The following is a 26,506-nucleotide window of genomic DNA, read 5'->3' as shown; positions in this document are numbered from 1 at the left end:
GCAGGGCATCACGATGGAGGATATGAGCAATGGGAAAACCAACTGGATTTATAGATTACGAGAGAGAAGATGCGAAAGCGATCGAGCCGAAGGAGCGCATCAAAAATTTTAAGGAATTTCATATTCCACTTTCCATGGAAAAACAGCAGGTTCAGGGCGCAAGATGCATGAACTGCGGTGTGCCGTTCTGCCAGTCCGGTATGACCATCATGGGAATGACAAGCGGATGTCCGCTGCACAATCTGGTACCGGAGTGGAATGATCTTGTCTATACCGGAAACTGGGAACAGGCATATAACCGTTTAAAGAAAACCAACAACTTCCCGGAATTTACATCGCGCGTGTGCCCGGCACTCTGTGAGGCGGCCTGCACCTGCGGTCACTGGGAAGATCCGGTCACCTGTAAGGCAAACGAGCACGGCATTATTGAAAATGCTTATGAAAAGGGATATGCAGCAGCAAAACCGCCGAGAGTGCGTACCGGAAAGAAAGTTGCAATCATCGGTTCCGGTCCTGCAGGACTTGCCGCAGCAGACCAGTTAAATAAGCGTGGGCATCAGGTGACGGTGTTTGAACGTGACGACCGTGTCGGCGGACTTTTGATGTATGGTATCCCGAATATGAAACTGGAAAAATGGGTGATCGACCGTAAAGTGGATATCATGAAAGAAGAAGGTGTGGAATTTATCACAGGAGTCAACGTGGGCAAAGACGTAAAAGCTGCCAAGCTGTTAAAGGATTATGACCGCGTGATCTTAGCCTGCGGTGCAAAAAATCCGCGTGATATCAAAGCACCGGGACGTGATGCGAAGGGCATTTATTTTGCGGTGGATTTCTTAAAAGCAACCACAAAGAGCCTTTTAGATTCTGACCTGAAAGATAATAATTATATTTCTGCAAAAGGTAAAAAAGTGGTCATCATCGGTGGAGGTGATACCGGAAACGACTGTGTCGGAACATCCATCCGCCATGGCTGTGCGAGCGTGACTCAGCTTGAAATGATGCCGAAAGCACCGGATACGAGGGCAGAGAACAATCCATGGCCGGAGTGGCCGAGAGTCTGCAAGACAGACTACGGTCAGGAGGAAGCAATTGCTGTATTCGGGCATGATCCGCGTATTTACCAGACAACAGTCAAAGAATTTTTAAAAGATAAAAACGGTAATTTAAATGGTATTATTACCGTGAAGTTAGAGAGTAAAAAAGATGAAAAGACCGGACGTATGATGATGACAGAGGTACCGGGGTCTGAGACTAAGCTGGATGCAGATATGGTTCTGATCGCAGCAGGATTCCTTGGAACCGAAAAATATGTTGCGGATGCGTTTGGCGTTGAACTGAATGCAAGAACAAATGTATCAACGGCAGAGGGGGCATATGCGACCAGTGTGAAAAATGTATTTGCAGCAGGCGATGTGCACAGAGGACAGTCTCTTGTTGTGTGGGCAATCCGTGAAGGACGTGAGGTTGCACATGCGGTGGATGAGAGCCTGATGGGATATTCTTACCTGTCGGTACAATAGGGAAAAATAAGAATTGTTGATGGAAATAATATAATAAAAGACCGGAGTGACATGATTTGGGACACTATATGAAATCATGCGGCTCCGGTCTTTTTCAAAAGTTGTTTATTGAAACATTTTATGGAATGTGCTATTTTCATCATATAGATTTTCCGGCGGATGGGGAGTCCGGGAAGAAGATATGATGGGGGAAACAGAAACGATGTTGAAAATTTTTCTGGCAGAAGATGAGATTGTAATGCGGGAGGGGATACGAAATAATATTGCATGGCAGGAGGAAGGATTTGAATTTGTTGGTGAGGCGAGTGATGGAGAACTCGCGTATCCGATGATTCAGAAACTAAAACCGGACATCCTGATCACGGACATCAGGATGCCTTTTATGGATGGACTGGAACTTAGCCGGATCGTAAAACAGGAACTTCCGGATACGAGTATCCTGATTCTGAGCGGATATGGTGAGTTTGATTATGCAAAAGAAGCTATCTCGATCGGTGTGGAAGACTATCTGCTGAAACCGGTGACCAGTGCACAGCTTTTAGAAGCAATCAGGCGGATCGCAGAAAAAATTTACGGCAGGAGAGGCAGACAGGAAGAGACAAAAAACGAAAAAGAACAGAAAACACTTACAAAAAGAAGACTGTTCCGACATATCGTATCCGGTGAGCACTCCTTTTCGGAGGTGTTAAAAGAGGCCAGAGAACAGGAGATCGAACTGGCAGCGGAGCGCTACAATGTTTTTATGTTACAGCTCTTTTTCGAGGATGGGACGGAGACGTTTTATGAAAAAGATGAAGCATTTGAAGATCATATGGAACAGTTTTTTGCATACGGTTCGAGTGTGATCCGCGCAAAACTAAGCTGTGGGGAATATCATCTGGTACTGAAAGAGGAAAATGGTGTGACGCTTGAACAGCTGAAAAATGCCATTGAACAGGAACTTGAAATATATCTCTGCGGGGAAAATAAGATCGATTATGCCGCGGTATACGGGATACCGGTCACACGGTTCAGCGAGATCAAAAAATGTTACGAGGAAGCGAATCTTCTTTTTGCAAAGCGGTATTCCTTAGAGAAAAATAAGATCACGGAACAGGTAAAGAAGATAGAAAATGAGATGGAAACAAAAGAGACATTAGATCTTGGGGAACTCAATGTGTCCGGGATCGACCGCAGACAGGTGGAACAGTTTTTGTATACAGGAAGAAAAGAGGAAGTATCCGGGTTTGTGGATGATTATTTCCGGAAAATCTCAAACGGTAGCTTACAGTCGGTTCTGCTGCGTCAGTATGTGCTGATGGATCTGTATGTGAGCGCGGTCTCCGTGTTGGAAAAAAGCGGATATACCAGTGAAAATCTGTTGGAACAGTACAAAGATGCGCAGAAGATGGAAATTTTTCTTGGCACTGCAGGACAGGCGAGGGAGTACATCAAAAATCTGTTCGGGGCAGTGATCGAACTGCGGGAGCAGGGCATGGAACGCAGATATGACAATCTGATCCAACATGCAAAAGCCTACATAGAAGATAACTATAATCATGAGGATATCTCCTTAAATATGGTCGCTTCGGAGGTAAATTTAAGTTCGAGCCATTTCAGCACTGTATTCGGACAGGAGACGGGAGTGACGTTTGTTGAGTATCTGACAAAGGTGCGCATGGATAAGGCAAAACAGTTATTGCGGACGACCGGGACTAAGACCACGGAGATTGCATTTGAAGTCGGTTTCCGGGATGCACATTATTTCAGTAACCTGTTTAAAAAGACACAGGGGTGTACGCCGCGGGAATACAGAAACAGGAGTGACAGACCAGAGCAGGAACAGGAAAAATTATGAACGTAAGAAAAAAATTTTCATTAAAAAACAGGTTGTATCTGTTGCTTCTTATCTGTGTGATCCCACTAACGGTTATGATCACATATTTGCTTTTTATGATCAACAATGTATCGTCAAAATATGACCATATTGTGGAGAAGATCACAAAGGCAAATGCATATAACATCGGATTCAAGGAAGATATCGACTATGTGATGTACATTATCGTGGTTAATTCGGAACGTGCGGAGGAGTTAGTCGATACACAAAAGCCGCAAAAGATGATCAAAGAGGCGAGAGAGGTGTTTGGGAAATTGGCAGAGGATGCCGATTCCGCATATGCGAAACAGCGTCTCTCGCGAATTTTAAAGAGTCTTGACACCCTTGAAAAAAGGGTGCAGGAGATTGAGGAAGATGCGTTAGTCAGTGGATCTTATGAGACAAATATGGAGAGTTTGGACTTAAATATCAGGGTGCTGACGGAGCTGATCCAGGAACAGATCCAGTATTATATTTATTACGAGAGCATGAACATGGAGGATCTGCGGGGTGGGATCCGTAATGATGTGGAGCAGGCGATTGCGATCACGAGCGGTATTTTACTGGTGATCTTAGTGGGTGCATTTGCAGTCAGCAGAAAAATCGTGACGGGCATCACAGAACCAATCGGGGAGCTGTGCGATGCCGCAGTGGCTGCCGGGGGTGGCGATTTCAGAATCCGGGCGGTGAAAACCGGACCGGAAGAGATTGAGGTGCTAAATAAGAGTTTTAACCAGATGGTGGAAAAAATCGGCAACCTTGTGGAAGATATCCATACGGAGGAGTTGAATTTAAGGGCAGCAGAGCTTCGGGTGCTGCAGGAGCAGATCAATCCTCATTTCTTATATAACACGCTCGATAATATCATCTGGCTTGCCGAGTCAAAAAAGACAGACGAGGTCGTAATGATGGTGTCCTCCCTGTCCACATTTTTCAGGACTTCTTTGAGTAAGGGAAGGGAGTTTGTCTCCGTGAAAGAAGAGACAGAGCATATCCGCAGCTATTTAGAGATCCAGCAGTTCCGCTACCGGGACATTTTAGATTATGAGATTGCGATCCCGGAGGAATATTACGGTTATGAGGTCATCAAACTGACACTTCAGCCGTTAGTGGAAAATGCACTTTACCATGGCATAAAAAACAAGCGTGGAAAGGGACATATCACGGTCTCGGCGGAGCGTTGTGCGGATGTCTTGATCTTTAAGGTAAAAGATAACGGGATCGGGATGGATAAACAGAGACTTGCAGAAGTATGCGCGATGTTAAAAGAGGATGGCAATACGAAAAAAGAAAATGACGGATTTGGACTGTTTAATGTCAATCAACGCATCCAGTTGCATTATGGCACGGAATATGGACTGAAAGTGCAGAGTACCTACGGGGAAGAAACGGAAGTCTGGGTAAGAATTCCGGTAAGAACAGAAAGCAGTTCATAAAAAATACACATTTTTCCAAAAAAAATACACTTTTTTACCGAAATATATGAAAGCTGTTCACAATTTAGTAAAAAATTATACTTAATTCAAATTTAATTCGGTATTCATAAAAACCTCTCACAGTTATAATTAGACCATGGTTAGCAACGAAACCAAATCTAAAAAAACTATGGGAGGTTTTTGAAATGAAAAGAAAATTGGTGAGTATGGTAATGTGTATGGCATTAGGGGCAACAATGTTAGCAGGATGCGGAAACAGCGCAAACACGTCAACAGGTAATGCGGGTGCATCCAATGATGCCGCAGCAAAAACAGATGATGCAGCTGCTGCAGATCAGACAGATGACAGCGCAGAGGCAGCCGGAACAGAGAGCTCCGCAGCAAGCGGTGATACGGTTACAATTGGTTTTGCACAGGTTGGACACGAATCTGACTGGCGTACCGCTTCCACAGATTCCTGTTTAAGTGTTTTTTCCGCAGACAATGGATACGATCTTCAGTTTGTAGACTGTGATAATGATTCTGCAGTACAGTTAGAGGCAGTCAGAGGATTTATCGAGCAGGATGTTGATTATATCATCATCGATCCGATCGTATCAACCGGATGGGACACTGTACTGACAGAGTGCGAGGAAGCAGGAATTCCGGTTATCGTCATTGACCGTACGATCGATGACTCAGATAAATATGTTTCATGGGTAGGTTCTAACTTCAAGACAGAAGGTCTTGCAGCAGGAGAGTGGTTAAAAGCATATACAGATGCAAAGGGCATCAGTGATGTCAATGTACTTGTGATCGAGGGATCTACCGGAGCTTCCGCAACGATCGGACGTACCGACGGATTTAAAGAGATTGCAGATGCAAATGGATGGAATATCTTAGATTCCCAGACAGGTGATTTCACACAGGCAGGCGGACAGGAAGTCATGGAGTCCTACATCAAGAGTTATGAAGGTAAATTTAATGTTGTTGTATGCCAGAACGATAACGAAGCATTCGGTGCAATGGATGCAATGAAGGCAGCTGGTATCTCCTACGGTGTAGATGGTGATGTGATCCTTGTTTCCTTTGATGCATGTACCGCAGGACTTGAGTATGTAATGTCCGGTGACATCAATGCAGACTTTGAGTGTAACCCGCTTGCAGCTCCGTTCGTAGAGGAAGTTATCAAACAGCTTCAGGCTGGTGAGACTCCGGAGAAAGAAGTATACATGACAGAACACTGGTTCGTAAATGAGGATGTCCTTTCTACGATCAATGTAAATGGAGAAGATCAGGATCTGACCGTTGTCACAAAAGAAATCGTAGATGCCCAGTACTAATCAAACCTGATGGCATAAAATGCGGGGGAGACCATCTGGTCTCTCCCATTTTAAAGAAAGGGTGAAGGAAGATGGAGAGTAATGTTGTATTGACCATGCGCGGAATAACCATGACATTTCCGGGAGTAAAAGCATTGGATCATGTGGATCTTACATTACGCAAAGGTGAGATCATGGCACTGATGGGGGAAAATGGTGCCGGAAAATCTACGCTGATCAAATGTCTGACAGGAATCAATGCATTTGAGGCAGGAGAAATACATGTGGAGGGCATCGATGGTCCGGTTGTCAATCATTCGACGCTGGATGCACAGAAAAAGGGCATTTCCACTGTGTATCAGGAGGTAAATCTTTGCCCGAATCTTAGTGTTGCAGAGAATTTATTTATTGGAAGGGAACCGAAAACAAAACTTGGAACGATCGACTGGAAGACCATGGTCGCAAAATCGGAAAAGATCATGGACAGTCTGGATATAAAAATTGATGTAACGCAGAATCTGGAAGAATATTCACTTGCCCTGCAGCAGATGATCGCAATCGCGAGAGCGGTGGATATGGAATGTAAAGTACTTATCTTAGATGAGCCGACGTCATCGTTGGATGACCATGAAGTAGAAAAATTATTTACCCTGATGCGTCAGCTGAAAGAAAAGGGAGTTGCAATCGTGTTTGTAACCCATTTTTTAGAGCAGGTCTATGCGGTCTGTGACCGTATCACAGTACTCAGAAACGGTAAATTAGTCGGGGAATATCCAATCGAAGAACTGCCGAGGGTGCGTCTGGTTGCGGCAATGATGGGAAAAGATTTTGATGATCTTGCGGCCGTAAAAACAGAGCAGGCGAAAGACTTTTCAAAGGAACCGCTGTTTATCGATGCAAAGGGATTGAGCCATAAAGGAAAAATCAAACCGTTTGACTTACAGATCCATAAGGGAGAGGTAGTCGGATTGACCGGACTTTTAGGTTCTGGTAGAAGTGAGTTAGCACGTGTTATTTACGGCGCGGACAAAAATCAGACCGGAGAGCTGAAAGTGGCGGGAAAAGAAGTAAAGATCAATGCTCCGATCGATGCCATGAACCTTGGAATGGGACTATTGCCGGATGACAGAAAGGCAGAAGGTATCATAGGTGACCTGTCGGTAAGGGAAAATATTATTCTTGCACTGCAGGCAAAACGTGGAATATTCAAACTGCTGCCGATGAGTAAGCAGATCGAGATCGCGGACAAATACATAGAACTTCTTCAGATCAAGACCGCAAACAGGGAGACACTGATTAAACAGCTCTCCGGTGGTAACCAGCAGAAGGTGATCTTAGCGCGCTGGCTTGCGACCGATCCGGAATTTTTAATTTTAGATGAACCGACGCGTGGTATCGATGTCGGAACAAAGACAGAGATCCAGAAACTTGTGATCCAGTTAGCGGAGGAGGGAAAGAGCCTGATCTTTATTTCTTCTGAGATCGAAGAGATGCTTCGAACCTGTTCGAAACTTGTCGTATTAAGAGATGGGGAAAAAGTTGGTGAGATCACGGATAATCTGACACAGGAACATGTAATGCAGGCGATCGCAGGAGGTGGCACAAATGAATAATATAAAGAAACTGATCAGCAAACCGCTGTTTCTGCCTATCTTTTGTATGTTATTGGTAATGGCGGTAAATATCATTTACGATGTTGCATCGGGAAATTTTGCATTTAATTTCTTTACGATCTCCATTCGAAACGGAGTATTGTATGGACGTATTATCGATATCTTAAACCGTGGAAGTGAGATCGCGATCCTTGCGATCGGAATGACTCTGGTTGTATCCTGTTCTGCAGGTACTGATATTTCCGTTGGTTCGGTCATGTCACTGGCAGCGTCGTTCTGCTGTATGCTGCTTGCAGGCTATGGAGTTTCCTCCACGAATGAACTGGCGAGACCGCTTATCATCGGAGTGCTTGGCGGTATCCTGATCGGATGTGTCTGCGGTGCATTTAACGGATTGTTAGTATCGTATCTGAATGTACAGCCGATGGTCGCAACGCTTATTTTATTCTCGGCAGCAAGAGCGATCGGTCTGTTATTATGTAATAATATGATTGTGTATGTAAGAGAGGATTCCTTTAAAATTTTTGGTGGATATCTTGGATTTATCCCGACACCGATTGTTGTGGCAGCCGTATGTATCATAATCACTTCCCTGATACTAAAAAAGACGGCGCTGGGGTTATATGTACAGAGTGTTGGTATCAACAAAAAGGCTTCCCGTATTGCAGGTATCAAATCAGAAAGAATTATTTTCCTGTGCTACATTGTCTGTGGACTTTGCGCCGGAATTGCCGGAATTGTGGCATCTTCCCGTATCAGTTCTGCAGATTCTAACAATATCGGATTAAACTTTGAGCTGGATGCAATTCTTGCAGTTGCACTTGGCGGTAACAGTCTTGGCGGCGGAAAGTTCCGTCTTACCGGTTCTATTATCGGTGCATATACGATCCAGGCGATCACGACAACACTGTATGCGCTGGGTGTTTCCACCGAACAGGCACCGGTATACAAGGCGGTCATTGTTATCATCATCGTTGCGATCCAGGCGCCTCCGTTTAAGGATTATATGAAAAAGATGTCTGCAAAAAGACAGCTGGCAAAAGGAGGTGTCGCATAATGAAGAAAAAGAAAATGAATGGAAACACGGTACTTTTGATCATCACAATCGTTTTATTCTTCGTCATGTATGCAGTCGGATGTGCGATTTATGCAAATAAGGGATTTACACACCTGCAGACATTTTTAAATGTACTGATCAATAATGCGGGACTCTTATGCATTACCTGTGGAATGACATGTGTTATGCTGACAGGCGGAATCGACATCTCGGTTGGTTCTCTTGTAGCTATGGACTGTATGTTTCTTGCGGTCGGAATGGAGAGATGGAACATGAACGCAGTGGTTCTTTGTATTCTGGTCCTTTTGATCGGCGTTGTATTTGGAATTGTACAGGGTTTCTGTGTCGGATATTTAAATATCCAGCCATTTATTGTGACGATGGCGGGAATGTTCTTCGCAAGAGGTATGACGGCTGTGATCTGTACGGATCAGGTATCGATCAGCAGCAATGAATTTTTTGTAAAACTTGCAAATGCCAAGATCAAACTTCCGTTTGGATCTTATGTCAATGGTAAAGGCGTGGTACAGGTACCGTTTATCCGTATTTCCGTGGTTGTGGCACTGGTAGTGTTAGTCGTGGTATTTCTGATGCTCCGCTACACCAAATTCGGAAGAAGTCTTTATGCAGTTGGCGGCAGTGAGCAGTCAGCGACCATGATGGGACTTGATGTGAAAAAGACAAAATTAAAAGCTTATGTGTTATCTTCTTTCCTCTGTTCGATCGGCGGTATCTGCTATTGCTTGAATACCATGTCCGGCAACGTGCAGCAGGCACTTGGATTAGAGATGGATGCCATTGCATCATCCGTTATCGGTGGAACGCTCCTGACCGGAGGAGTTGGAAATGTGATTGGTTCCTTCTTCGGTGTACTGATCAACGGTACAATCTCAACTCTGGTAAAGACCAATGGTAAGCTCTTAAGTTCCTGGTCGAGCATCGCAGTTGCAGCATTACTTTGTTTCTTTATTGTGTTACAGAGTATTTTTGCAAAGATGAAAGAGAGCAGTAAATAATAAAGTGAATAAGAAAAAGCTGTCGCACAGAGAAAATTCTCTATTTATGTGCGGCGGCTTTTTGGTATATAATGAAAAGCAGAGGTTATGGGTTCGGAGGAGATATGTTAAACAAAAGGTGGGTATCAGCAGGAATCACGGTACTTGGGGCAATATTTTTGCTGGCAGGATGTGGAGAAAAAAGAGGGCAGCGCACGAATGGACTGGACACGGAGGAGATGGCAGGTCATGATGGGTGTATTGTGGTAGGCTATGCACAGGTCGGTTCAGAGTCAGACTGGAGAACAACGAATACGCAGTCATTTAAAAATATTTTTACGGAAGAAAACGGTTATTATCTGATTTTTGAGGATGGACAGCAGAAACAGGAAAATCAGGTCAAGGCGATCCGCAACTTTATCCTACAGGATGTGGACTATATTATTTTAGATCCGGTTGTGGAAACGGGATGGGAAGCGGTGCTTGAGGAGGCAAAGGAGGCAGGAATCCCTGTCATTCTCTCTGACCGTACCGTGGAAGTCGGCGATGAAAGCCTTTACAGCTGCTGGGTAGGAAGTAATTTTTGTGAAGAGGGAATAAAGGCGGGGGAATGGCTTGAAAATTATTTAAAAGAACAGGGAAGAGAAGATGAGACGATCCATTTAGTCACACTGCAGGGGACGCCAGGTTCCTCCGCACAGATCGGGCGGTCGGACGGTTTTGAAAAAATATTAAAAAAACACTCAGACTGGGTGATGCTTGAAAAACAGTCGGGCGATTTTACACAGGCAAAAGGTCAGGAAGTCATGGAAGATTTTTTAGAGAAGTACGATGATATCGATGTTGTGATCAGTGAAAACGACAATATGACGTTTGGCGTGATCGATGCGCTTGAGGCGGCAGGAAAGAAAATGGGAACAGATGGTGATGTGATCGTGATCTCATTTGATGCAGTAAAAGATGCGCTTACGGTGATGCAGGATGAGAAGATCATGGCTGATTTTGAGTGCAATCCGCTGACAGCCCCTTTGGTCGAACAGACGATCCGGCATATGGAAAACGGGGAAGAGGTCGATAAAGTCCAGTATGTGGAGGAAGGATATTTTGATTACACGATGGATCTGAAATCAATCCTGAAAGACAGATCCTATTAGACAATAGGGAAAGTGTGTATATTGCTTCTTTGGTTTTATTTTTGTATAATATTGAAATAAATTATACTGGGAAATCAAATAAAACAGAGGAGAAGAGCAGTATGGCAGAAGAGGAATTTCAGGAACAAAGTTCCGTGAAAACTGAAACTGAAAAAGAACAGAGTGCCGTGGAAAAGAAAAAAGCAAAAGAACAGAGTGCCACAGAAAAGGAAAAGGTAAATGTAGAGAATGTTATGGAACAGGTAGAAGATCCGGTTATCATAGAGAGCGAAGATGTGAAGATGGAAACGGAACCGGATTATACGCAGATGGAAGTCAAAAATCCACGGATCGGAAAAGTTTTAAAACTCGAAGAAGAAGCAAAGAGGCAGAATGAATTAGAGCAGCTTCGCAGTAAGCGGATTAGACAGCAGCAGGAATATATCAATCGGATGATCGACTCCGTGGAAGCAAATCTGAAAAATACAAAAGAAGAACAGAAGTTAAATGAAGAATTTGAACGCCATATCAGAACGGAAGTTTACCGGATGCACGGTATCAGCGAGGATAAGCTTCAGGGTATGGAGGAACGGCGCAATGCATGGTATCAGGGAGCGGCGTTTGCACTGTTTTTTCTGTCGCTGATCTTAGTGGCAGTGTGTGGTGTTTTACATGGGTTTGGTTCGGAACTGTGTATTTTTATGGCATTTTATACGGCAATTGAGGGTACGCTTCTTTCAAATGGCAGAAAACAGGCAGCGTTTTTTGAGGTACTGATCAAGATTTTATATCTGTTACTTTACCCTGTGATGCTGACGGTGTTTGTGTGCTACGAACTGAAATTTAAGGAATATGATATGTTAGTTCCAATCTTTGTGATCGCTGGTGTGGTTGTTCTGATGCTTGGGGCTATATCTTATTTTGCTTACGATCCATACCGCGTGGATAAGCGCAACCGCAAAAAGGCAAACAGTTACATAAAAGAAATGGAGAAGGCGGCTTTAAAGGAAGTGCGTCTGAAAGAAAAAGCGTTTGAAAAACTGCAGCGGAAAAACGAGAAGAAGGAACAGAGAGAAAAAGCGCGCAAAGAAAAGGAAGAAGAAAGGCGTAAGAAACGGGAAGCACGCAAGGCAGAACGTGAAGCAGCACGGCAGAAATCAGAACAGGAACAGCCGGTAGAAAAAATCATTGGATGGTGGGAAAAAATCCGTCATAAGAATGAGAAGAAAACTGAAAGTGAAGTGAAAGAGCAGATGACAGAAAACATTGCGAAAGACAAAAATGAGAGCGCAGAATAAAAGTCTGTTATGGTCAAAGACCAATAACATATAGAAATGCAGGAAGAAAGGACAAAATGAAACATGGAAGATTTTAAATTCAGCACACTGGAATATAAAAGACCAGATTTTGAAAAAACAGGTGCATTTGCAGAGGAGATCACACAAAAAATCAAAAATGCAGCATCCTATGAAGAATTAAAAGGATATATGGAGCAGATGGAGGAGATGTCGAAAAATTTTTCGACGGACTGCACGATCGCATCTATCCGCCATACCTTAGATACGACAGACGAATTTTATGAAAAAGAAGATGCGTATATCAATGATATGGTGCCGACAGTTATGCCAAAACTTCTGGCGATGAATGATGCACTGATGGAATCAAAGTTCCGCGGGGATATTGAAAAGGAGTACGGAAAGCAGTATTTTGCACAGATGGATCTGCAGAAAAAGACATTCTGTGAGGAAAACATCCCACTGATGCAGCAGGAGTCAAGACTGTGCAAGGAATATGAAAAAATGATGGCAACCGCAGCAATCCCGTTTGACGGAAAAACGTTAAACCTGTACGGGGTACAGAAGTATTTTGAACATGAGGATCGTGAAGTACGAAAGGCTGCTGTAAAGGCTTACTCTGATTTTTATCATGGCAATGAAAAACGCCTCGAGGAAATCTGGGATGAACTGATCAAAATCCGTACACAGATGGGAAAAAATCTTGGTTATGAGAACTTTATCCCGGTTGGATATATGCAGCAGGGACGTACCGATTACGGCATGGAGGAAGTAGCTGCTTTCCGTGAGCAGGTGCGTACCGTGTTAGTACCTCTGTGTGAAAAATTATATGAGGCACAGAGAAAACGTCTCGGCGTGGATACATTGATGTTTTATGATGAAAAACGTGTATTCCCGGATGGCAATGCAGTTCCGGCAGGGGATGATGATTTCATGGTGGATCAGGCGAGAAAAATGTATCATGAATTAAGCCCTGAGACAGGAGAATTCATTGACTTTATGATCGACCATGAGCTGATGGACTTAAAAAACAAACCGGGCAAGGCATCCACCGGATATATGACATCCCTTGACCGCTACAAAGCACCGTTTGTATTTTCCTGTTTCAATCAGACGATCTTTGATATGCAGGTACTGTCACACGAGTTAGGTCATGCGTTTGCAGGATATATGGCAATGCGCAGCCAGCCGATCGCTGCATATTACAGTGAGTCAACGGATATTGCAGAAATTCATTCCATGGCAATGGAACAATTTGCTTATCCATATGCAGAAAAATTCTTCGGAGAGCAGGCAGATAAATATCGTTTTGCACACTTGCAGGATGCCCTGACATTTGTACCGTTTGGCGTGGCAGTAGATGAGTTCCAGCATATCTGTTACAGCAACCCGAATATGACACCGAAGGAGCGCACGCTTGCATGGAAGAAGTTGGAAGAAACTTATATGCCTTGGAGAAAATATGAGGCAGATGATTTCTTTGACCGTGGCGGTTACTGGTATCATAAACTGCATATTTATCTCTATCCATTCTATTATATCAACTATACTTTGACGACAATGGGAGCGATGGAGTTTAAAACCAAGGACAGAAAAGATCATGAGGATGCATGGAAAGATTATTTAAATCTCTGTAAATGTGGTGGCAGCATGAGCTATTTAGAGACACTGCGCTACGCACATCTGATGAATCCATTTGAGCAGGGAACGGTGGAAAAAGCCATTGAGCTTGCAAAAAATGATCTGTTAAACAGCAGATATATGTAAGAGAAAATAAGCTGTAATAGATGTATCAGTATCTTTACAGAATAAAAAAGCAAGGAAACGGAGGTTATTTCCGTTTCTTTGCTTTCTTTTTTGCGACACTGTATCCAAAAGTGCCAAGTTTTTTGCCGAGTAAAAAGTAGGCACCATGGGAGTAGGTAACAAGTCCGGTGTCATTGAGGTGAAATGTATTTTTCTCATCAAAAAATGCATCATCTACGGTGACATTTACCACATCAGCAAGAAACATGGTGTGACTGCCGAGCGGTTTGATCTCCCGCACTTTACATTCAATGTTGACCGGGCTTTCCGCAATACCCGGTGCAGAAATCTCCTTCGAAGGGAGCGGTGTCAAATGCATTTCTTTGAATTTATCAATGTCTTTTCCGGAGCGGACACCGCAGAAATCGGTCGCACGGACTAACTGCTCCGTTGTCAGATTTACAACAAATTCGCCGGATTCTTCGATCATGTGGTAAGAGTAGCGTTCCGGGCGGACAGAGATCGATAACATCGGTGGATTGGTACACACGGTACCTGCCCACGCTACGGTGATGATATTCGGTTTCCCGGCAAGGGCTGGATTGGTGCAGAGCGCATCCTCTTTTCCGGCAGGATACTGGCAGCTTACCATGACGGCAGGCAGCGGGTAGAGCATGTTGCCGGGTTTAAAATATTGTTTTGCCATAGAAAAACTCCATTTCTGAGTAATTTGTTAAGAAGAGATGATAACATTGCTGTCAGCGTATCATGTTCTGTTATTTGTAATAATAGAAAGTCTGCCAGGCGTCCGATCTATTATTTTAAAAGAAGATCCATCAGATAAGCGTAGACGTCTTCATTTTGTTTTTTCCAGTTATCACAGATCGCCTGCGCCTGTTCCCTTGTTTTTACGGTGAGAGTCAGGTCGATCAGATTGGTATCGTGTACACGAAACTGGCAGCGTGCAGCATAATCCTGATTTGGTGTTTTGTAATAGTCCGCAAGTATGGAGTTGACGCTGCGCAGCTCTAATTTATTTTTTTCTAAGAATGTGGTGGTATCACGTTCGATTGCCGGTGTGATCTTATCTTTGAAAAAACCAAGCGTTTCTTTTCCGGCAGCAGTAATGGTATACTGCGTATTGCTGTGAGTGGATTCTGCATGTATCAGGCTGGCATCCTCAAGGTCACTTAATACCTGTTGGACACGAAAATAATCCGTATAATCCTGCTCTAAAAAGAAATTAGATATCTGTGTGTTTGTCAATGGAAAATCCACTTTATCCAGCATATTTAAAATTGTCAGTTTATAGATCGTGAATGGTTCTGCCATAATATTAGATGCCCTCTTTCTTTATAATCAGATATTTTTCCCCTGCCAGAGATCACGCTCACGCAGACATTTCTGTATCGTGTTTAAAACTCTCTTTTTATCTGTACTCCATAAAGGTGCGATCAAAAGACTGCGCGGACCATCCCCTGTGAGCCGGTGGATCACTATTTCCGGCGGCAGCAGTGCAATGCAGTCTGCGATCAGGTCACAGTATTCTTCCAGTGTAAAAAGTGGAAATGGATGTGCCATATAGGCAGTCCCAAGATCGGTTCCTTTCAATATATGAAGAAGCTGGAGTTTTATTCCGGTGATCGGAAGACTGCCAACATAACGGACGGAACAGAGCATATCCTCTTTTGTCTCACCCGGAAGACCTAAGATCAGATGGGTAATGACCGGAATGTTTCTTTCATGCAGGGCATTTACTGCCTGCTCAAACTGAGAGAGGGTAAAACCGCTTCGGATTGCCTGCAGTGTTGTATCGTGGATGGTCTGAAGACCAAGTTCTATCCAGACCGGTTTCCTGTGGTTTAACTTATCAAGCAGATCTAAGATATCCGGAGCCAGACAGTCACAGCGGGTTGCGATGGACAATGCCACCACATCCGGTTCTTCAATGGCTTCCGTAAAGATCCGTCTTAAATATTCTACCGGTGCATAGGTATTGGTATATGCCTGAAAATAAGCGATGAACTTTTTACAGTCTGTTTTTGCCTGAATACGCTTTTTGGCGGAAAGAATCTGCGCATGAACAGACAAGTCAGGCGCGGCAGCAAAATCCCCGGAACCGCCAGCACTGCAGAAAATGCAGCCGTGATTCCCCAGAGTACCGTCGCGGTTTGGACAGGTCATACCGCCGTTTAAGGAAAGGCGGTAGACCTTTTCCCCGAAAGTCTGTTTTAATTCATAATCTAAAGAATGATACCGTTTGTCGCCCCAGATCATCATTTGATATGGGATTTGACAGCTTCGCTTACAACTTCTGCGACACGCGGGTCAAAAGCCTCCGGCATGATAAATTCGTCACATAACTGATCCTCGGAAACAAGACCTGCGATCGCTTCTGCGGCGGCAAGTTTCATTTCTTCCGTGATCTGTGTGGCACGTCCCTCTAAGGCGCCTTTGAAGATACCAGGGAATGCGACAACGTTGTTGACCTGATTCGGGAAGTCACTTCTTCCGGTTCCGACCACGCGTGCACCGGCTGCTTTTGCAACGTCCGGCATGATCTCCGGTACCGGGTTTGCCATTGCAAACAGGATGGAATCGTGATTCATGGAAGATACCATCTCCGGTGTTACAATGTTTGGTGCGGAAACACCAACAAAAATATCAGCACCTTTTAATGCATCGGCAAGTGTTCCATGCTCATTTGCAAGGTTTGTTACTTCGGTCATTTTCTGCTGCATCCAGTTTAAGTTTGGATAATCTTTTCCGATGATGCCCTCACGGTCACACATGATCACATTTTTAAAACCGTATGTTAAAAGTAATTTTGTGATGGCAACGCCAGCAGATCCAGCACCGTTTACAACGACGCGGCAGTCCTCTTTTTTCTTGCCGGTCACCTTTAATGCATTGATGATACCTGCAAGTACTACGATGGCAGTACCGTGCTGGTCGTCATGAAATACCGGAATGTCGAGCATTTCTTTTAAACGTTCCTCAATCTCAAAACAGCGCGGTGCGGAGATATCCTCTAAGTTGATACCGCCGAATGCCGGTGCAATGTTTTTCACGGTAGCGATGATCTCTTCGGTATCCTGTGTGTCTAAGCAGATCGGAACGGCGTTGACATTGCCGAACTCCTTGAATAATACACATTTACCCTCCATAACAGGCATTGCTGCGTATGCACCGATATTTCCAAGCCCTAGTACTGCGCTTCCGTCGGAAACAACAGCAACGGTGTTTGCTTTCATGGTGTATGTATAGGCTGCCTCAGGGTCTTTGGCAATGACTTTACAAGGTTCTGCAACACCTGGTGTATAAGCAATCGCGAGATCTTCGCGGCTTTTTACTTTTGATTTGGCAACGGTCTCTAATTTACCGTTCCACTGTCTGTGCATCTCTAATGCTTTATTCTCCATAATAATATATCTCCTGTTATCATTGTTTTCATTTATGATAACATTAACAATTTCACAAATCAAGAAAAGTTGATGGAGAATTCTGCTGATTGTAACTGCTGATTTCATTTTAAGGGAATTTGACATATATAATAGGTAAGTGATAAAGTTATTTTAGAAATTATCCGGCAGAAAATCCGAAAAGAAGGGAAGATTTGAAGTGAAAGTATTAATGATTAACGGAAGTCCGAGAACAAATGGAAATACATCGATAGCACTTGGTGAAATGAAAAAGGTTTTTGAGGAAGAGGGCATAAATGCGGAAATCGTACAGGTTGGCAACAAAGCTGTAAGAGGCTGTATTGCCTGCAACCGTTGTGCGGAACTTGGAAAATGTGTTTTTGATGATGTGGTAAATGAGCTGGCACCTAAATTTGAAGAGGCGGATGGTCTTGTAATCGCAAGTCCTGTTTATTATGCATCAGCAAATGCAACTTTAATTGCAGTTTTAGACAGACTTTTTTACAGTACATCTTTTGATAAAACTATGAAGGTAGGAGCAAGTGTCGTATGTGCCAGACGTGGTGGATGTTCCGCTACGTTTGATGAATTAAATAAATATTTTACGATAACAAATATGCCGATCGCATCAAGTCAGTACTGGAATTCCATCCATGGAAGAGGTCAGGGAGAAGCAGAAGCAGATGAAGAGGGGAAACAGACGATGCGTGTGCTTGCAAGAAATATGACATTTCTTATGAAGAGCATTGCACTTGGAAAAGAACAGTTTGGACTTCCAAAAACGGAAGAACATGTGTGGACTCATTTTATCCGGTAGAAGAAATCCAAAGAGAAAGCGGATCGCATGATCGGTTATAGGGGGAACAAACTTCCAAGGTGGGAAGCGTATGATGAACCGTTGACTGCGTAATATATTAAAACCAGTGTATGAGTCGGCGAAACTATGCGGATTTCAGGAGTGGTAAAGGTTATTCAAATATCTGAACTGATCCTGATTCCGACGGTAAATACCGGACAGGAACCAATGGAGATGTTTGAACAGGAAATCCATAGTTGTCTCACCGGAAGGAACAGTTATTGAAAAAGCGGATGATACTGAGCAGATCATTTATACTGATATTGACATAAGAGAATCACGGAGAATCCGCAATAAAAAGCCATATACATCTTTAAGACGTAAGGAATTTTACCTGTAGCTGATTTTTGAATTGGTTTGTAAAGTTGTGAAAGAGAAATACAGGACAGTACAAGAATGGAGATAAGATGGGAAATGAATCAGGTGAATGGATCATGTACGGTGTAGACTGGGATGATCCGGAGTGTATACATACGGTAGATGAAGCAATGGAATATATCAATGAGGTCGGTTTTCTTCCTTTATTCAAAAATGATATTCCAGGTTTTTCTCTGGAAGAAAGAACTGTGCCAGAATATTGGTGGAGTGATGTATCCGAAAAAGATCCATGGATGTGGAGAGCAGTCATTGCAAGAAAACATGACATAGTTTATGGCAAGTTTTTTGACAGAAAAGCTGGTTTTATATCAAAAAAATGGCTGCCTGTATTTGCAAATTATCGTCGTGATGGATATGATTTTGATGCACTATATGAGGATGGCAAAGCACCAAACAAGTATAAGAAGATAATGGATAATTTTATTGAGGATAAGGAAGATGCAGAAATATATTCTAATATACTGAAAAAACAGGCTGGCTTTGGTAAGGATGGGGAAAAGGGATTTGATGGCGCCATCACAAATCTTATGATGCAGACTTATCTTTGCAACTGTGATTTCAGAAAGCGGGTAAATAAGAAAGGTGTGGAGTATGGATGGGATGTTGCTGTGTATTCTTCGATTGAACATATATATGGATACGATTATGTGACATCATGCTACAAGGATGATCCGGGAGGTTCGTGGAGGCAGATTGCAGATCATATGCATGAAATTTATCCGGTTGCATCAGACAAACAGATAAGGAAGGTGTTGAAATAAAATGAGCGATAAAACAAAAAATTATGACAAAATAGATATCAGTTATTTTAAAAGCATTGTGGATCAGGACAGGGCTTCGGTTGTTATATGTAATCTCAGTCATGAGATCATATATATGAATCCGGCAGCAGTACAGAATTATTCAAAACATGGTGGAGATAAGCTGATAGGAAAAAGTCTGTTGTGTTGTCACAATCCGGAATCCGGAGAAAAGATACAGCAGGTGATCGACTGGTTTGCAGCGGATGAAAGCCATAATATTGTATATACTTTTCATAATGAGAAGCAGAATAAAGATGTATATATGGTGGCGCTTAGAGATGAAGGAAAATTAATCGGATATTATGAAAAACATGAGTATCGGAATGCAGAAACCATGAAATATTATGATTTATTTTAAACAGAATAAGTTTATGAAAACGGAGGAGAAAGAGCGTGAAGGGAAAAGGATTCCTGACCAGAATCTTAGTGTTGTCAATACTTTTTCTCATAAAAAATCCCACACCACATTTCATGTGATGTGGGATTCTCTTAATTTAATGCCATTGACCTCACTGTCTGGGAGATTTTTTTGTTAGGGAAGTTTTTTTACAGCTCCTTTTTTGTCCGAAACATATGTTTGTAAAGTTTATATACATGATCAGTGTGATTAACGGTGATCTCCCAGATAAAAAAGTGCAACCGTGCCAGGACCGGAATGTGCACCGATCGTAGCACCGATATAGTCGATCATAAAATTCTCATATCCGAAACGTTCTTTGATCAGATCAGCGACAAACTGTGCGTCTTCCGGGCAGTCTCCATGGCTGATGAAGATGATATCATTTTTATCTTTCCAGTCACCGAGTTGTTTTTCCATGCAGTCGACAAGTCCGATCAGTGATTTTTTACGTCCGCGTACTTTGCTCAACATGACAAGGTGTCCTTCATCATCGACATGAAGTACTGGTTTTAAATTGATCATCGTACCGACGATCGCGGCTGTTTTAGAAAGCCGTCCGCCGCGATGCAGATGGAAAAGATCATCGACGGTAAAATTATGTACGAGATGATATTTATTTTCTTCTACCCAGGCAGCAACCTCATCTAAACTTTTTCCTGCTTCATTTAACTGGACTGCTTTATAGACAAGCAGACCCTGACCTAAGGTTGCGGCAAGCGAATCAACAACTACGATCCGGTGATCCGGATATTTTTCACAGACATCTGCTGCCGCGATCCGGCAGCTATTGAAACTTCCACTGAGACCGGAAGAAAATGCAATATGGAGAATATCCACATCATTATCTTTCAGGATGGATTCATACAGCAGGGCAGCTTCTTCGGGATTTGCCTGTGAGGTGGTCGGCAGGGAGCCGGCACGCATTTTATCATAAAAATCTTTGACAGGCATTGGTTTTTCCCAGGTGTAGGATGTACCCTCTAGTGTGTAAGGAAGGGACATCATGTATAAGTGATGTTTTTCAACGTAGTCTCTTGGTAAATCAGTGGTTGTATCGGTAACAATTACAAACTCTTTCATGAACTCCTCCAGATCATATTGTAAATATTTAAAGATAGCATCAATCGGATATTATCCGATTTCCATGGGTATTACCCATGCACAATTATAAATGATATATTGTTAAAAGAAAAGAAAAAATTGAAATCAGGTATTTACAAATATAATAAAATGAAGTATGATATCACTATCTTTTTATCGGGTTTGCGTGAAGCATCTGAGATCGTTCTATTCATTGAGGAGATTGGAGCGGTTTTGAAACAGGATGAACGAAGCGTCAGACATTTTTGCGGCGGTATGACCAGCCGTATCATTGGAAATCAGACAGATATTTCCATCTTTTTACAATCAAAAGTTATCAGTTTATTTCACAGAGCAATATTTCGTAACGGAGGCTGTTGGAAGGATATTCTGCACTTTTTTTCGAATCAGAAAATGGAGGCAGTATGTCAGTAAAAATAGCATTCTGGGGAATGGACAAGTCATTCCATACAACAGAAATCATGGCTGTAATGGCATGCCTTTTGGCAAAGAGCAGGCCGGCATGTAACGTTTTAGTACAGCGGGAAAATGGCTGGCAGTGTATCTTTTCCGGCGGAAAAGAAAAGATTCTTTTGGCGGATTGTGGATATGGAAGAGACAAAAAGACACAGAACAGTTTAAAAAAAGCGGATATTATAGTAGCTGGTATGCAGTCATATCCGAGTGAATGGGAGGATATGATACGTGATTTTGCGAGAAAGCAAAAGAAAGTTCTTTATCTGATAGAAGGGTATGCGTTTTATGCAAGGCAGATGAAAAATGATATGGTACATACATATCGCATTGCACCGGAGCAGATAGGATATATTCCGCAAAACGGAGAACTGGAATGGGTGTCACAGCAGGGAAAAATGGATAACTTTATCAGGCTGTGGAAACAGAAATCAGAAACAGAACGTAATAAAATTTTTTTTGAAGAAATGGGATCAAATCTGTTTCTTCTCAGAAAACAGATCGAAAAAATTGAAAATGGAGGATTCTATTATGGAACAGGTAATGAAACACTACGGAAATGCAATTCTTGCAGTAATCGTATTACTGGCATTGGGGGCGATCATTGTGGCAGCACTTTCGTCGGATGGGTATGTTGCGACAGAATTTAAGAATACACTCACAGGCTTTTTTAATAATATGAATGCGCTTCGCCCATAAAAATTTTATAGGGGAGAAGTTACTGGTGCAATGAAAGAAAAAGAGGACTTTTCTTTTATGCGGGAAAGTCCTCTGAAAAATGGAGAGAACAATGAGTGAAAAAGTTATTGTTGAACCTACACCGGAACAGTTCGGAATATTCTGGAAGTATTTGAGCAGACCGGAAGTGACGGATGTGGATTATAACGGGAAAAAATTATGGATCACAGATTTGGAACAGGGAAGATATTGTGCAGATGAGGAGATACCGGAAGCATTTATCAGTACGTTTACACACAGTATCTCAAACTGTATCAATAAACAGTTTAATAATGCAAATAAAATATTAGAAGCGGATACCAAAGAACTTAGAATCAGTATTATCCATGAGTCCGCCGCGATATCAGGGATCAGCATCTGTATCCGTAAATCCCCGTGTTTTGTAAGAAACACTTTAAAAGAACTGCTCGATCAAAAATATTGTGAACAGAAGGTATTACATTTACTGCTGAATTGTGTGCATGCGGGGATGAATTTTGTTTTTGGTGGAGAACCGGGTGCAGGTAAGACAGAAAGTGCAAAATTTTTTATGCAGTTTATCAGAAAGGAAGAACGTGTTATTACCATAGAAGATTCATTAGAAATTCATTATACGAATATCAATCCAGGGGCAGATGCGGTGGAGCTTCGTGTTGGAAAGGGATTTGATTATACAGATGCGATCAAGGCTTCCCTGCGTCAGAACCCAAGCTGGCTGATGCTTTCCGAGGCGCGTTCTGTGGAAGTAACTTCACTGTTAGAACAGTGGAGTACCGGTGTTCATGGATTTACGACGATACATCTGGATGATGTAAGAAAATTGCCGGACAGGATATTGAACATGATGAATAATGTTAATGATGCACAGCGCATGGAGAACCGCATCTATCGTTATGTGAATGTGGCAGTTCTGATCCGCAAAACCGAATCTTCAGATGGAAAGGTAAGGCGTTATATTGACCAGCTTTGTTTTTTTTCGAGAGAAAATGCGGAAAATAAGATTTATATGATCGTTGAAGATGGAGCGCTGGTATCTGGAAAAATACCGTTAGATATTCAGAAAAGATTTAATGAAGCGGGTGTGGACGAACCTTTTGTATGCAGACACTTTGACAGGTATCTTAGAGAGGGAAGATAAAGAGGGAGGAGGATGTATGATGGGGATGTTTGCTTTTTGGAATCCGAAAAATCTACAGAAAAAAGTAGATATGTATGGATATCATTTTTCGTGGAAAGAGCATACGATGATGATTTTTATGGCATTGGCGGGAGTATTTGGTGTCGGAGTCGTTTTTCAACTTAAGACGGGCGGTGTTGTGGCTGCGTTGGCAGCTGTTTTAGCAATGCTTCCGATACTGGTGCTTGATATGTACCGTAAAATGTATGAGCAGAAGCGGTTTGCGGATGCTGCGGAATATATGGAGCAGATGTTATATGCATTTCAGAAAAGCGGAAAAATATTGAGTGCACTAAAGGAAACCAGAGAAATATTTGAAGAAGGGAAGATGCGTTCCTGTATCGAGCAGGTGATTCTGAAACTGGAATTTGGGGAATTTGCCATAGGTGAAAACATTTTTAAAGAGGCATTAGAACCGCTTGAGAGTCAGTATCAGTGTCCAAAGATAAAAATGGTCCACGAACTTCTTATCAATGCAGAGGAACATGGGGGAGAAATGAACGAATCTGCACTGATTCTTTTAGAGGATATTGAATTGTGGAAACGCAGAGGATATCAGCTTCAGGCAGAAAAGAAAAAAAGCCATACGGACAACATTATTTCTGTGATCGTATCGGTCATTCTCTGTGCGACAGCATTATATGTATTAGATTCCATGAAAGATCTTTTTGCGGTGAAAACATGTTTTAATATATTTGATGTAAAAATCATTCAGGTTTCGTCACTTGTATTTCTTCTTTTCTTATTATGGGTATTTGTAAAAAGCTCAAGGAATCTGACAAATGACTGGCTGGCAGCAGAGGAAAAGGAGCAGAGAAATGATATCAGCTCAAGCTGCGAGCTTGTGTATCATTATGATGAAAAAAAGGAAAAAAGAAAAAGCGTATTATGGACATTGCCGGTAGCAGGTGTCATGTTTACAGCTTTTTTGCATGGAAAAATATTGCTTGCCGGACTGTTATTTCCAGTTACACTTTTTTTTGCTATGCAGCACAAAGTGGGTTTTAAGATTGCAAAAAGAGATGTGACGGAGGCTGTTTATCTGGCACTTCCAGGATGGTTTATGGAACTTGCGTTGCTGCTGCAGAATAATAATGTACAGATTTCTATTGAAAAATCAAAAAACAGCGCACCACAGGTATTAAAATATGAGATTGAATGTCTGGAAGAACGGTTAGAAAAAACACCGGAAAAACTAAGTGCATATACAGATTTTTGTAGAGAATTTGATGTACCGGAAGCCCAAAATTGCATGAAAATGTTACATGCTGTTGCGGAAATGGGAACCGGGGATGCAGTGACGCAGATAAATCATCTGATCTTACATGTAAATGAGATGCAGAACAGGGCAGAAGAAATCCGAAATGGGAAAATTGCATTTGGTCAGAAAATGATATTTTCATATCCGGTTATAGCGGCAACTGTAAAATTGCTGATCGATCTGACAATCGGAATGACAATGATGTTTCAAATGCTTGGAAGTATGGGAGGTGTGATGAAATGAAGCAGGTAATTGGGGCATTTGGTATTTTATTTATATTGATGATAAATATTTTTGTGTGCACAGGTCTGATCGGAGCGGGCGGGCAGATTGCGGCTGCAAAAGAGTATAAGTCGCAGGTGGTTGCAGAACTGGAGAACAGCAATTTTAACCCGGTTGTTATTGATGCCTGTAAAAAAAAGGCGGCGCAGGACGGATACGAACTAACAATTTCAGAATGTATCTATGATGCATGGCAGAATATGAATGCATCACAGGTTGCGTTAACATATCATTACCGCATACCGATACTGGGAATTTCTGAAGAAAATATTACATATGCGATCGCGAGGTGATGGATTTTAGTATGATGATGATCGTGGAAAAATTTGGTGGAGCTTTTTTGGGAATATTGGCAGGAAGTGCAGTGATACGGATGTTTTATGAAGTTTTAAATTATGTATCATCTTTCTGAAAGAAGGAAAGGAAAAGACTATGGAAGACATCATAGAGGAATTTGGAAGCGGATTTCTGGCAATTGCCGGGACATTTTTTCTTATTGGATTCTGGTATGAAAATATGGGGCATGGTGGAGTTATTTACGAATTTGTGCGGCAGTTTTTGATTTGTATCTGTGGCAGTTAGAGGAGATGGATATGTATGAAGTGATCAAAGTGTATGGAAAAACAATTTTTCAGGCAGTAATTCTGATTGGATTATTGTGTCTTCTTTTTCAAGATGTGATGGATGAAAACGGTAACAGGGGGATTTTGAAGATCGTATCTGATCATACGGAGATGCAGTCAGAAAGTCCGGCAGATTTTGAAACATTTTGTGAGGAATCACAGAAATCACCGCCTTATTTTGTGACAGTCGAGACAGGATATCTGGAAACTGGACAATATGAATTGACAGATATTGTAAAGGCATGGGATTATGCTGGAAATGAGCTGCAGGTCTGCCTGCTAAAAGTTATTTCACCGGATGGAACAATACTGGAAAATGAACTGGATTTTCAGGAGTCCGGTGTGTATGAATTAAATGTGATGGCTGCAGATCATGAAAACAGAGTCCGATATGCAGCAGTAAGTATACCGGTAAATAGATCATGACTCAGATGAAGGGTGGGAAAAGTGAAAAATATGATAATGATGATAATTGGGATCACAATTGGAGCAATAACGATTCTGATAATATTAACAGTAACTGGCCGTATGAATTATGCGGCAGAATTGGAAAACCAGCTGCCTGCAGCTATAGAGGGTACGCTTTGTAATGCAAAGATAAAACAGACGTATGATGTAGCAGATAACAGAGAATTTACAGCAGATGTAACGGAACAGCTCGTAAAGGGAATGGATGCCCAGACGGGTATTGTAATGCGGATCATGGGAGCTGATAAGGAAAAAGGACTATTTTCCATTGAAGCAGATAGAGAGTTTATACACCCAAATGGAAAAAAAGGAACGGTTACATGCAGCCGGACTGTATTGGCAGACAGGCTGCAGTCTGTAGCTGTGCAGAAATATTATGTACAGTTTTACAAGGATGCAGATAGTGATACCTGTTATAAGCAGTATTGTATTATGGAAGGAGATACGATCACCGCACCGGCAGTCCCGGTAGAGGAAACAAGAGATTTTGCCGGCTGGCAGGATGACAATGGATATGAGGCAGATTTTTCACAACCGGTGGAGCAGAACCGGATATATTATGCTGTGTGGAAATAATGTTCGTGTCATTTAGAAAGAAAAACAGCCGCACC

At 42.4% G+C, this 26,506-nt stretch carries 27 protein-coding genes; 22 read left to right on the top strand and 5 right to left on the bottom strand.

Annotated features, from left to right (window positions below):
- The first annotated feature begins 29 nt into the window (after positions 1–29).
- From DW650_RS04710 to DW650_RS04665, 10 genes are all read left to right on the top strand, one after another.
- A complete protein-coding gene (locus DW650_RS04710; RefSeq protein WP_118209200.1) occupies positions 30–1,523 on the top strand; it encodes a glutamate synthase subunit beta in 1,494 nt (497 codons plus the stop codon).
- 202 nt (positions 1,524–1,725) lie between these two features.
- The gene (locus tag DW650_RS04705) at positions 1,726–3,360 is read left to right on the top strand and encodes a response regulator transcription factor (RefSeq protein WP_442477720.1); all 1,635 of its coding nucleotides are present in this window, start codon (positions 1,726–1,728) and stop codon (positions 3,358–3,360) included.
- Positions 3,357–4,814 carry a sensor histidine kinase gene (locus DW650_RS04700; RefSeq protein WP_117919576.1) on the top strand — a complete coding sequence of 486 codons (1,458 nt, stop codon included), beginning with the start codon at positions 3,357–3,359 and terminating at the stop codon, positions 4,812–4,814. The genes DW650_RS04705 and DW650_RS04700 overlap by 4 nt, the downstream gene beginning before the upstream one ends.
- Positions 4,815–4,999: 185 nt before the next feature.
- Positions 5,000–6,136, top strand: coding sequence for an ABC transporter substrate-binding protein (locus DW650_RS04695; protein ID WP_015559981.1), 1,137 nt, complete (start codon positions 5,000–5,002; stop codon positions 6,134–6,136).
- A gap of 71 nt (positions 6,137–6,207) precedes the next feature.
- Positions 6,208–7,728: a sugar ABC transporter ATP-binding protein gene (locus DW650_RS04690; protein WP_015559982.1), complete on the top strand. Its 1,521-nt coding sequence runs from the start codon at positions 6,208–6,210 to the stop codon at positions 7,726–7,728.
- Positions 7,721–8,785, top strand: coding sequence for an ABC transporter permease (locus DW650_RS04685; RefSeq protein WP_117919578.1), 1,065 nt, complete (start codon positions 7,721–7,723; stop codon positions 8,783–8,785). Before DW650_RS04690 ends, DW650_RS04685 begins: the two co-directional genes overlap by 8 nt.
- On the top strand, positions 8,785–9,801 hold the full coding sequence (locus DW650_RS04680) for an ABC transporter permease subunit (protein WP_006856929.1): 1,017 nt from the start codon (positions 8,785–8,787) through the stop codon (positions 9,799–9,801). The genes DW650_RS04685 and DW650_RS04680 overlap by 1 nt, the downstream gene beginning before the upstream one ends.
- A 71-nt stretch (positions 9,802–9,872) precedes the next feature.
- Entirely contained in the window at positions 9,873–10,934 is a 1,062-nt protein-coding gene (locus tag DW650_RS04675; RefSeq protein ID WP_118209198.1) for an ABC transporter substrate-binding protein, read from the top strand.
- 101 nt (positions 10,935–11,035) lie between these two features.
- On the top strand, positions 11,036–12,211 hold the full coding sequence (locus DW650_RS04670; RefSeq protein ID WP_243006740.1) for a hypothetical protein: 1,176 nt from the start codon (positions 11,036–11,038) through the stop codon (positions 12,209–12,211).
- 63 nt (positions 12,212–12,274) lie between these two features.
- Entirely contained in the window at positions 12,275–13,975 is a 1,701-nt protein-coding gene (locus tag DW650_RS04665; RefSeq protein WP_118209197.1) for a M3 family oligoendopeptidase, read from the top strand.
- A 64-nt stretch (positions 13,976–14,039) separates the two neighbouring features.
- On the opposite strand, the gene DW650_RS04660 is transcribed toward DW650_RS04665, so the two are convergent.
- The 4 genes from DW650_RS04660 to DW650_RS04645 form a co-directional block, all read right to left on the bottom strand.
- Positions 14,040–14,660, bottom strand: a complete 621-nt coding sequence (locus DW650_RS04660) for a flavin reductase family protein (RefSeq protein ID WP_118209196.1) — start codon at positions 14,658–14,660, stop codon at positions 14,040–14,042.
- A gap of 110 nt (positions 14,661–14,770) precedes the next feature.
- A complete protein-coding gene (locus tag DW650_RS04655; protein WP_117919588.1) occupies positions 14,771–15,286 on the bottom strand; it encodes a DUF4364 family protein in 516 nt (171 codons plus the stop codon).
- Positions 15,287–15,313: 27 nt separating this feature from the next.
- Positions 15,314–16,234 (bottom strand): TIGR01212 family radical SAM protein, encoded by a 921-nt coding sequence (locus tag DW650_RS04650; protein ID WP_118209195.1) that lies wholly within the window; start codon positions 16,232–16,234, stop codon positions 15,314–15,316.
- Positions 16,231–17,376 carry an NAD(P)-dependent malic enzyme gene (locus DW650_RS04645; RefSeq protein WP_118209194.1) on the bottom strand — a complete coding sequence of 382 codons (1,146 nt, stop codon included), beginning with the start codon at positions 17,374–17,376 and terminating at the stop codon, positions 16,231–16,233. Before DW650_RS04645 ends, DW650_RS04650 begins: the two co-directional genes overlap by 4 nt.
- Positions 17,377–17,587: 211 nt before the next feature.
- Here DW650_RS04645 and DW650_RS04640 point away from each other — a divergent pair, with 211 nt between their 5' ends.
- The 4 genes from DW650_RS04640 (at position 17,588) to DW650_RS04625 (ending at position 19,771) form a co-directional block, all read left to right on the top strand.
- On the top strand, positions 17,588–18,193 hold the full coding sequence (locus DW650_RS04640; RefSeq protein ID WP_118209224.1) for a flavodoxin family protein: 606 nt from the start codon (positions 17,588–17,590) through the stop codon (positions 18,191–18,193).
- 126 nt (positions 18,194–18,319) lie between these two features.
- Positions 18,320–18,457, top strand: a complete 138-nt coding sequence (locus DW650_RS19955; protein ID WP_243102856.1) for a hypothetical protein — start codon at positions 18,320–18,322, stop codon at positions 18,455–18,457.
- A gap of 182 nt (positions 18,458–18,639) precedes the next feature.
- The gene (locus tag DW650_RS04630; protein ID WP_118209193.1) at positions 18,640–19,371 is read left to right on the top strand and encodes an AlkZ-related protein; all 732 of its coding nucleotides are present in this window, start codon (positions 18,640–18,642) and stop codon (positions 19,369–19,371) included.
- A 1-nt stretch (position 19,372) separates the two neighbouring features.
- Positions 19,373–19,771, top strand: coding sequence for a PAS domain-containing protein (locus DW650_RS04625; protein ID WP_117919593.1), 399 nt, complete (start codon positions 19,373–19,375; stop codon positions 19,769–19,771).
- 249 nt (positions 19,772–20,020) lie between these two features.
- On the opposite strand, the gene DW650_RS04615 is transcribed toward DW650_RS04625, so the two are convergent.
- Positions 20,021–20,893: a DegV family protein gene (locus DW650_RS04615; RefSeq protein ID WP_118209192.1), complete on the bottom strand. Its 873-nt coding sequence runs from the start codon at positions 20,891–20,893 to the stop codon at positions 20,021–20,023.
- Positions 20,894–21,127: 234 nt separating this feature from the next.
- Here DW650_RS04615 and DW650_RS19435 point away from each other — a divergent pair, with 234 nt between their 5' ends.
- The 8 genes from DW650_RS19435 (at position 21,128) to DW650_RS04580 (ending at position 26,471) form a co-directional block, all read left to right on the top strand.
- Complete coding sequence (locus tag DW650_RS19435; protein ID WP_147345376.1) at positions 21,128–21,328, top strand: hypothetical protein; 201 nt, start codon at positions 21,128–21,130, stop codon at positions 21,326–21,328.
- A complete protein-coding gene (locus DW650_RS04605) occupies positions 21,319–22,017 on the top strand; it encodes a hypothetical protein (protein WP_241070714.1) in 699 nt (232 codons plus the stop codon). Before DW650_RS19435 ends, DW650_RS04605 begins: the two co-directional genes overlap by 10 nt.
- 140 nt (positions 22,018–22,157) lie before the next feature.
- Positions 22,158–23,222, top strand: coding sequence for an ATPase, T2SS/T4P/T4SS family (locus DW650_RS04600; protein WP_118209190.1), 1,065 nt, complete (start codon positions 22,158–22,160; stop codon positions 23,220–23,222).
- A 16-nt stretch (positions 23,223–23,238) separates the two neighbouring features.
- Positions 23,239–24,765, top strand: a complete 1,527-nt coding sequence (locus tag DW650_RS19950; RefSeq protein ID WP_243102855.1) for a hypothetical protein — start codon at positions 23,239–23,241, stop codon at positions 24,763–24,765.
- Positions 24,762–25,097 carry a hypothetical protein gene (locus tag DW650_RS04590; protein ID WP_117919602.1) on the top strand — a complete coding sequence of 112 codons (336 nt, stop codon included), beginning with the start codon at positions 24,762–24,764 and terminating at the stop codon, positions 25,095–25,097. Before DW650_RS19950 ends, DW650_RS04590 begins: the two co-directional genes overlap by 4 nt.
- A 139-nt stretch (positions 25,098–25,236) precedes the next feature.
- A complete protein-coding gene (locus DW650_RS19695) occupies positions 25,237–25,386 on the top strand; it encodes a hypothetical protein (RefSeq protein ID WP_199654197.1) in 150 nt (49 codons plus the stop codon).
- An 11-nt stretch (positions 25,387–25,397) separates the two neighbouring features.
- A complete protein-coding gene (locus DW650_RS04585) occupies positions 25,398–25,853 on the top strand; it encodes a hypothetical protein (protein ID WP_118209189.1) in 456 nt (151 codons plus the stop codon).
- A 30-nt stretch (positions 25,854–25,883) separates the two neighbouring features.
- The gene (locus tag DW650_RS04580) at positions 25,884–26,471 is read left to right on the top strand and encodes a hypothetical protein (RefSeq protein ID WP_117919700.1); all 588 of its coding nucleotides are present in this window, start codon (positions 25,884–25,886) and stop codon (positions 26,469–26,471) included.
- Positions 26,472–26,506 lie beyond the last annotated feature (35 nt).

The organism is Roseburia sp. AM23-20 (assembly GCF_003470905.1).
Taxonomy (GTDB): Bacteria; Bacillota; Clostridia; order Lachnospirales; family Lachnospiraceae; genus Roseburia; species Roseburia rectibacter.
This window is presented reverse-complemented; position numbering and strand designations above follow the sequence as displayed.

Bases quoted from the DNA above. Each gene is read 5' to 3' on its own strand.
- DW650_RS04710 (WP_118209200.1), top strand. From the start codon at position 30: ATGGGAAAACCAACTGGATTTATAGATTACGAGAGAGAAGATGCGAAA.
- DW650_RS04705 (WP_442477720.1), top strand. From the start codon at position 1,726: ATGTTGAAAATTTTTCTGGCAGAAGATGAGATTGTAATGCGGGAGGGG.
- DW650_RS04700 (WP_117919576.1), top strand. From the start codon at position 3,357: ATGAACGTAAGAAAAAAATTTTCATTAAAAAACAGGTTGTATCTGTTG.
- DW650_RS04695 (WP_015559981.1), top strand. From the start codon at position 5,000: ATGAAAAGAAAATTGGTGAGTATGGTAATGTGTATGGCATTAGGGGCA.
- DW650_RS04690 (WP_015559982.1), top strand. From the start codon at position 6,208: ATGGAGAGTAATGTTGTATTGACCATGCGCGGAATAACCATGACATTT.
- DW650_RS04685 (WP_117919578.1), top strand. From the start codon at position 7,721: ATGAATAATATAAAGAAACTGATCAGCAAACCGCTGTTTCTGCCTATC.
- DW650_RS04680 (WP_006856929.1), top strand. From the start codon at position 8,785: ATGAAGAAAAAGAAAATGAATGGAAACACGGTACTTTTGATCATCACA.
- DW650_RS04675 (WP_118209198.1), top strand. From the start codon at position 9,873: ATGAAAAGCAGAGGTTATGGGTTCGGAGGAGATATGTTAAACAAAAGG.
- DW650_RS04670 (WP_243006740.1), top strand. From the start codon at position 11,036: ATGGCAGAAGAGGAATTTCAGGAACAAAGTTCCGTGAAAACTGAAACT.
- DW650_RS04665 (WP_118209197.1), top strand. From the start codon at position 12,275: ATGGAAGATTTTAAATTCAGCACACTGGAATATAAAAGACCAGATTTT.
- DW650_RS04660 (WP_118209196.1), bottom strand. From the start codon at position 14,660: ATGGCAAAACAATATTTTAAACCCGGCAACATGCTCTACCCGCTGCCT.
- DW650_RS04655 (WP_117919588.1), bottom strand. From the start codon at position 15,286: ATGGCAGAACCATTCACGATCTATAAACTGACAATTTTAAATATGCTG.
- DW650_RS04650 (WP_118209195.1), bottom strand. From the start codon at position 16,234: ATGATGATCTGGGGCGACAAACGGTATCATTCTTTAGATTATGAATTA.
- DW650_RS04645 (WP_118209194.1), bottom strand. From the start codon at position 17,376: ATGGAGAATAAAGCATTAGAGATGCACAGACAGTGGAACGGTAAATTA.
- DW650_RS04640 (WP_118209224.1), top strand. From the start codon at position 17,588: ATGATTAACGGAAGTCCGAGAACAAATGGAAATACATCGATAGCACTT.
- DW650_RS19955 (WP_243102856.1), top strand. From the start codon at position 18,320: ATGCGGATTTCAGGAGTGGTAAAGGTTATTCAAATATCTGAACTGATC.
- DW650_RS04630 (WP_118209193.1), top strand. From the start codon at position 18,640: ATGGGAAATGAATCAGGTGAATGGATCATGTACGGTGTAGACTGGGAT.
- DW650_RS04625 (WP_117919593.1), top strand. From the start codon at position 19,373: ATGAGCGATAAAACAAAAAATTATGACAAAATAGATATCAGTTATTTT.
- DW650_RS04615 (WP_118209192.1), bottom strand. From the start codon at position 20,893: ATGAAAGAGTTTGTAATTGTTACCGATACAACCACTGATTTACCAAGA.
- DW650_RS04605 (WP_241070714.1), top strand. From the start codon at position 21,319: ATGTCAGTAAAAATAGCATTCTGGGGAATGGACAAGTCATTCCATACA.
- DW650_RS04600 (WP_118209190.1), top strand. From the start codon at position 22,158: ATGAGTGAAAAAGTTATTGTTGAACCTACACCGGAACAGTTCGGAATA.
- DW650_RS19950 (WP_243102855.1), top strand. From the start codon at position 23,239: ATGATGGGGATGTTTGCTTTTTGGAATCCGAAAAATCTACAGAAAAAA.
- DW650_RS04590 (WP_117919602.1), top strand. From the start codon at position 24,762: ATGAAGCAGGTAATTGGGGCATTTGGTATTTTATTTATATTGATGATA.
- DW650_RS19695 (WP_199654197.1), top strand. From the start codon at position 25,237: ATGGAAGACATCATAGAGGAATTTGGAAGCGGATTTCTGGCAATTGCC.
- DW650_RS04585 (WP_118209189.1), top strand. From the start codon at position 25,398: ATGTATGAAGTGATCAAAGTGTATGGAAAAACAATTTTTCAGGCAGTA.
- DW650_RS04580 (WP_117919700.1), top strand. From the start codon at position 25,884: ATGATAATGATGATAATTGGGATCACAATTGGAGCAATAACGATTCTG.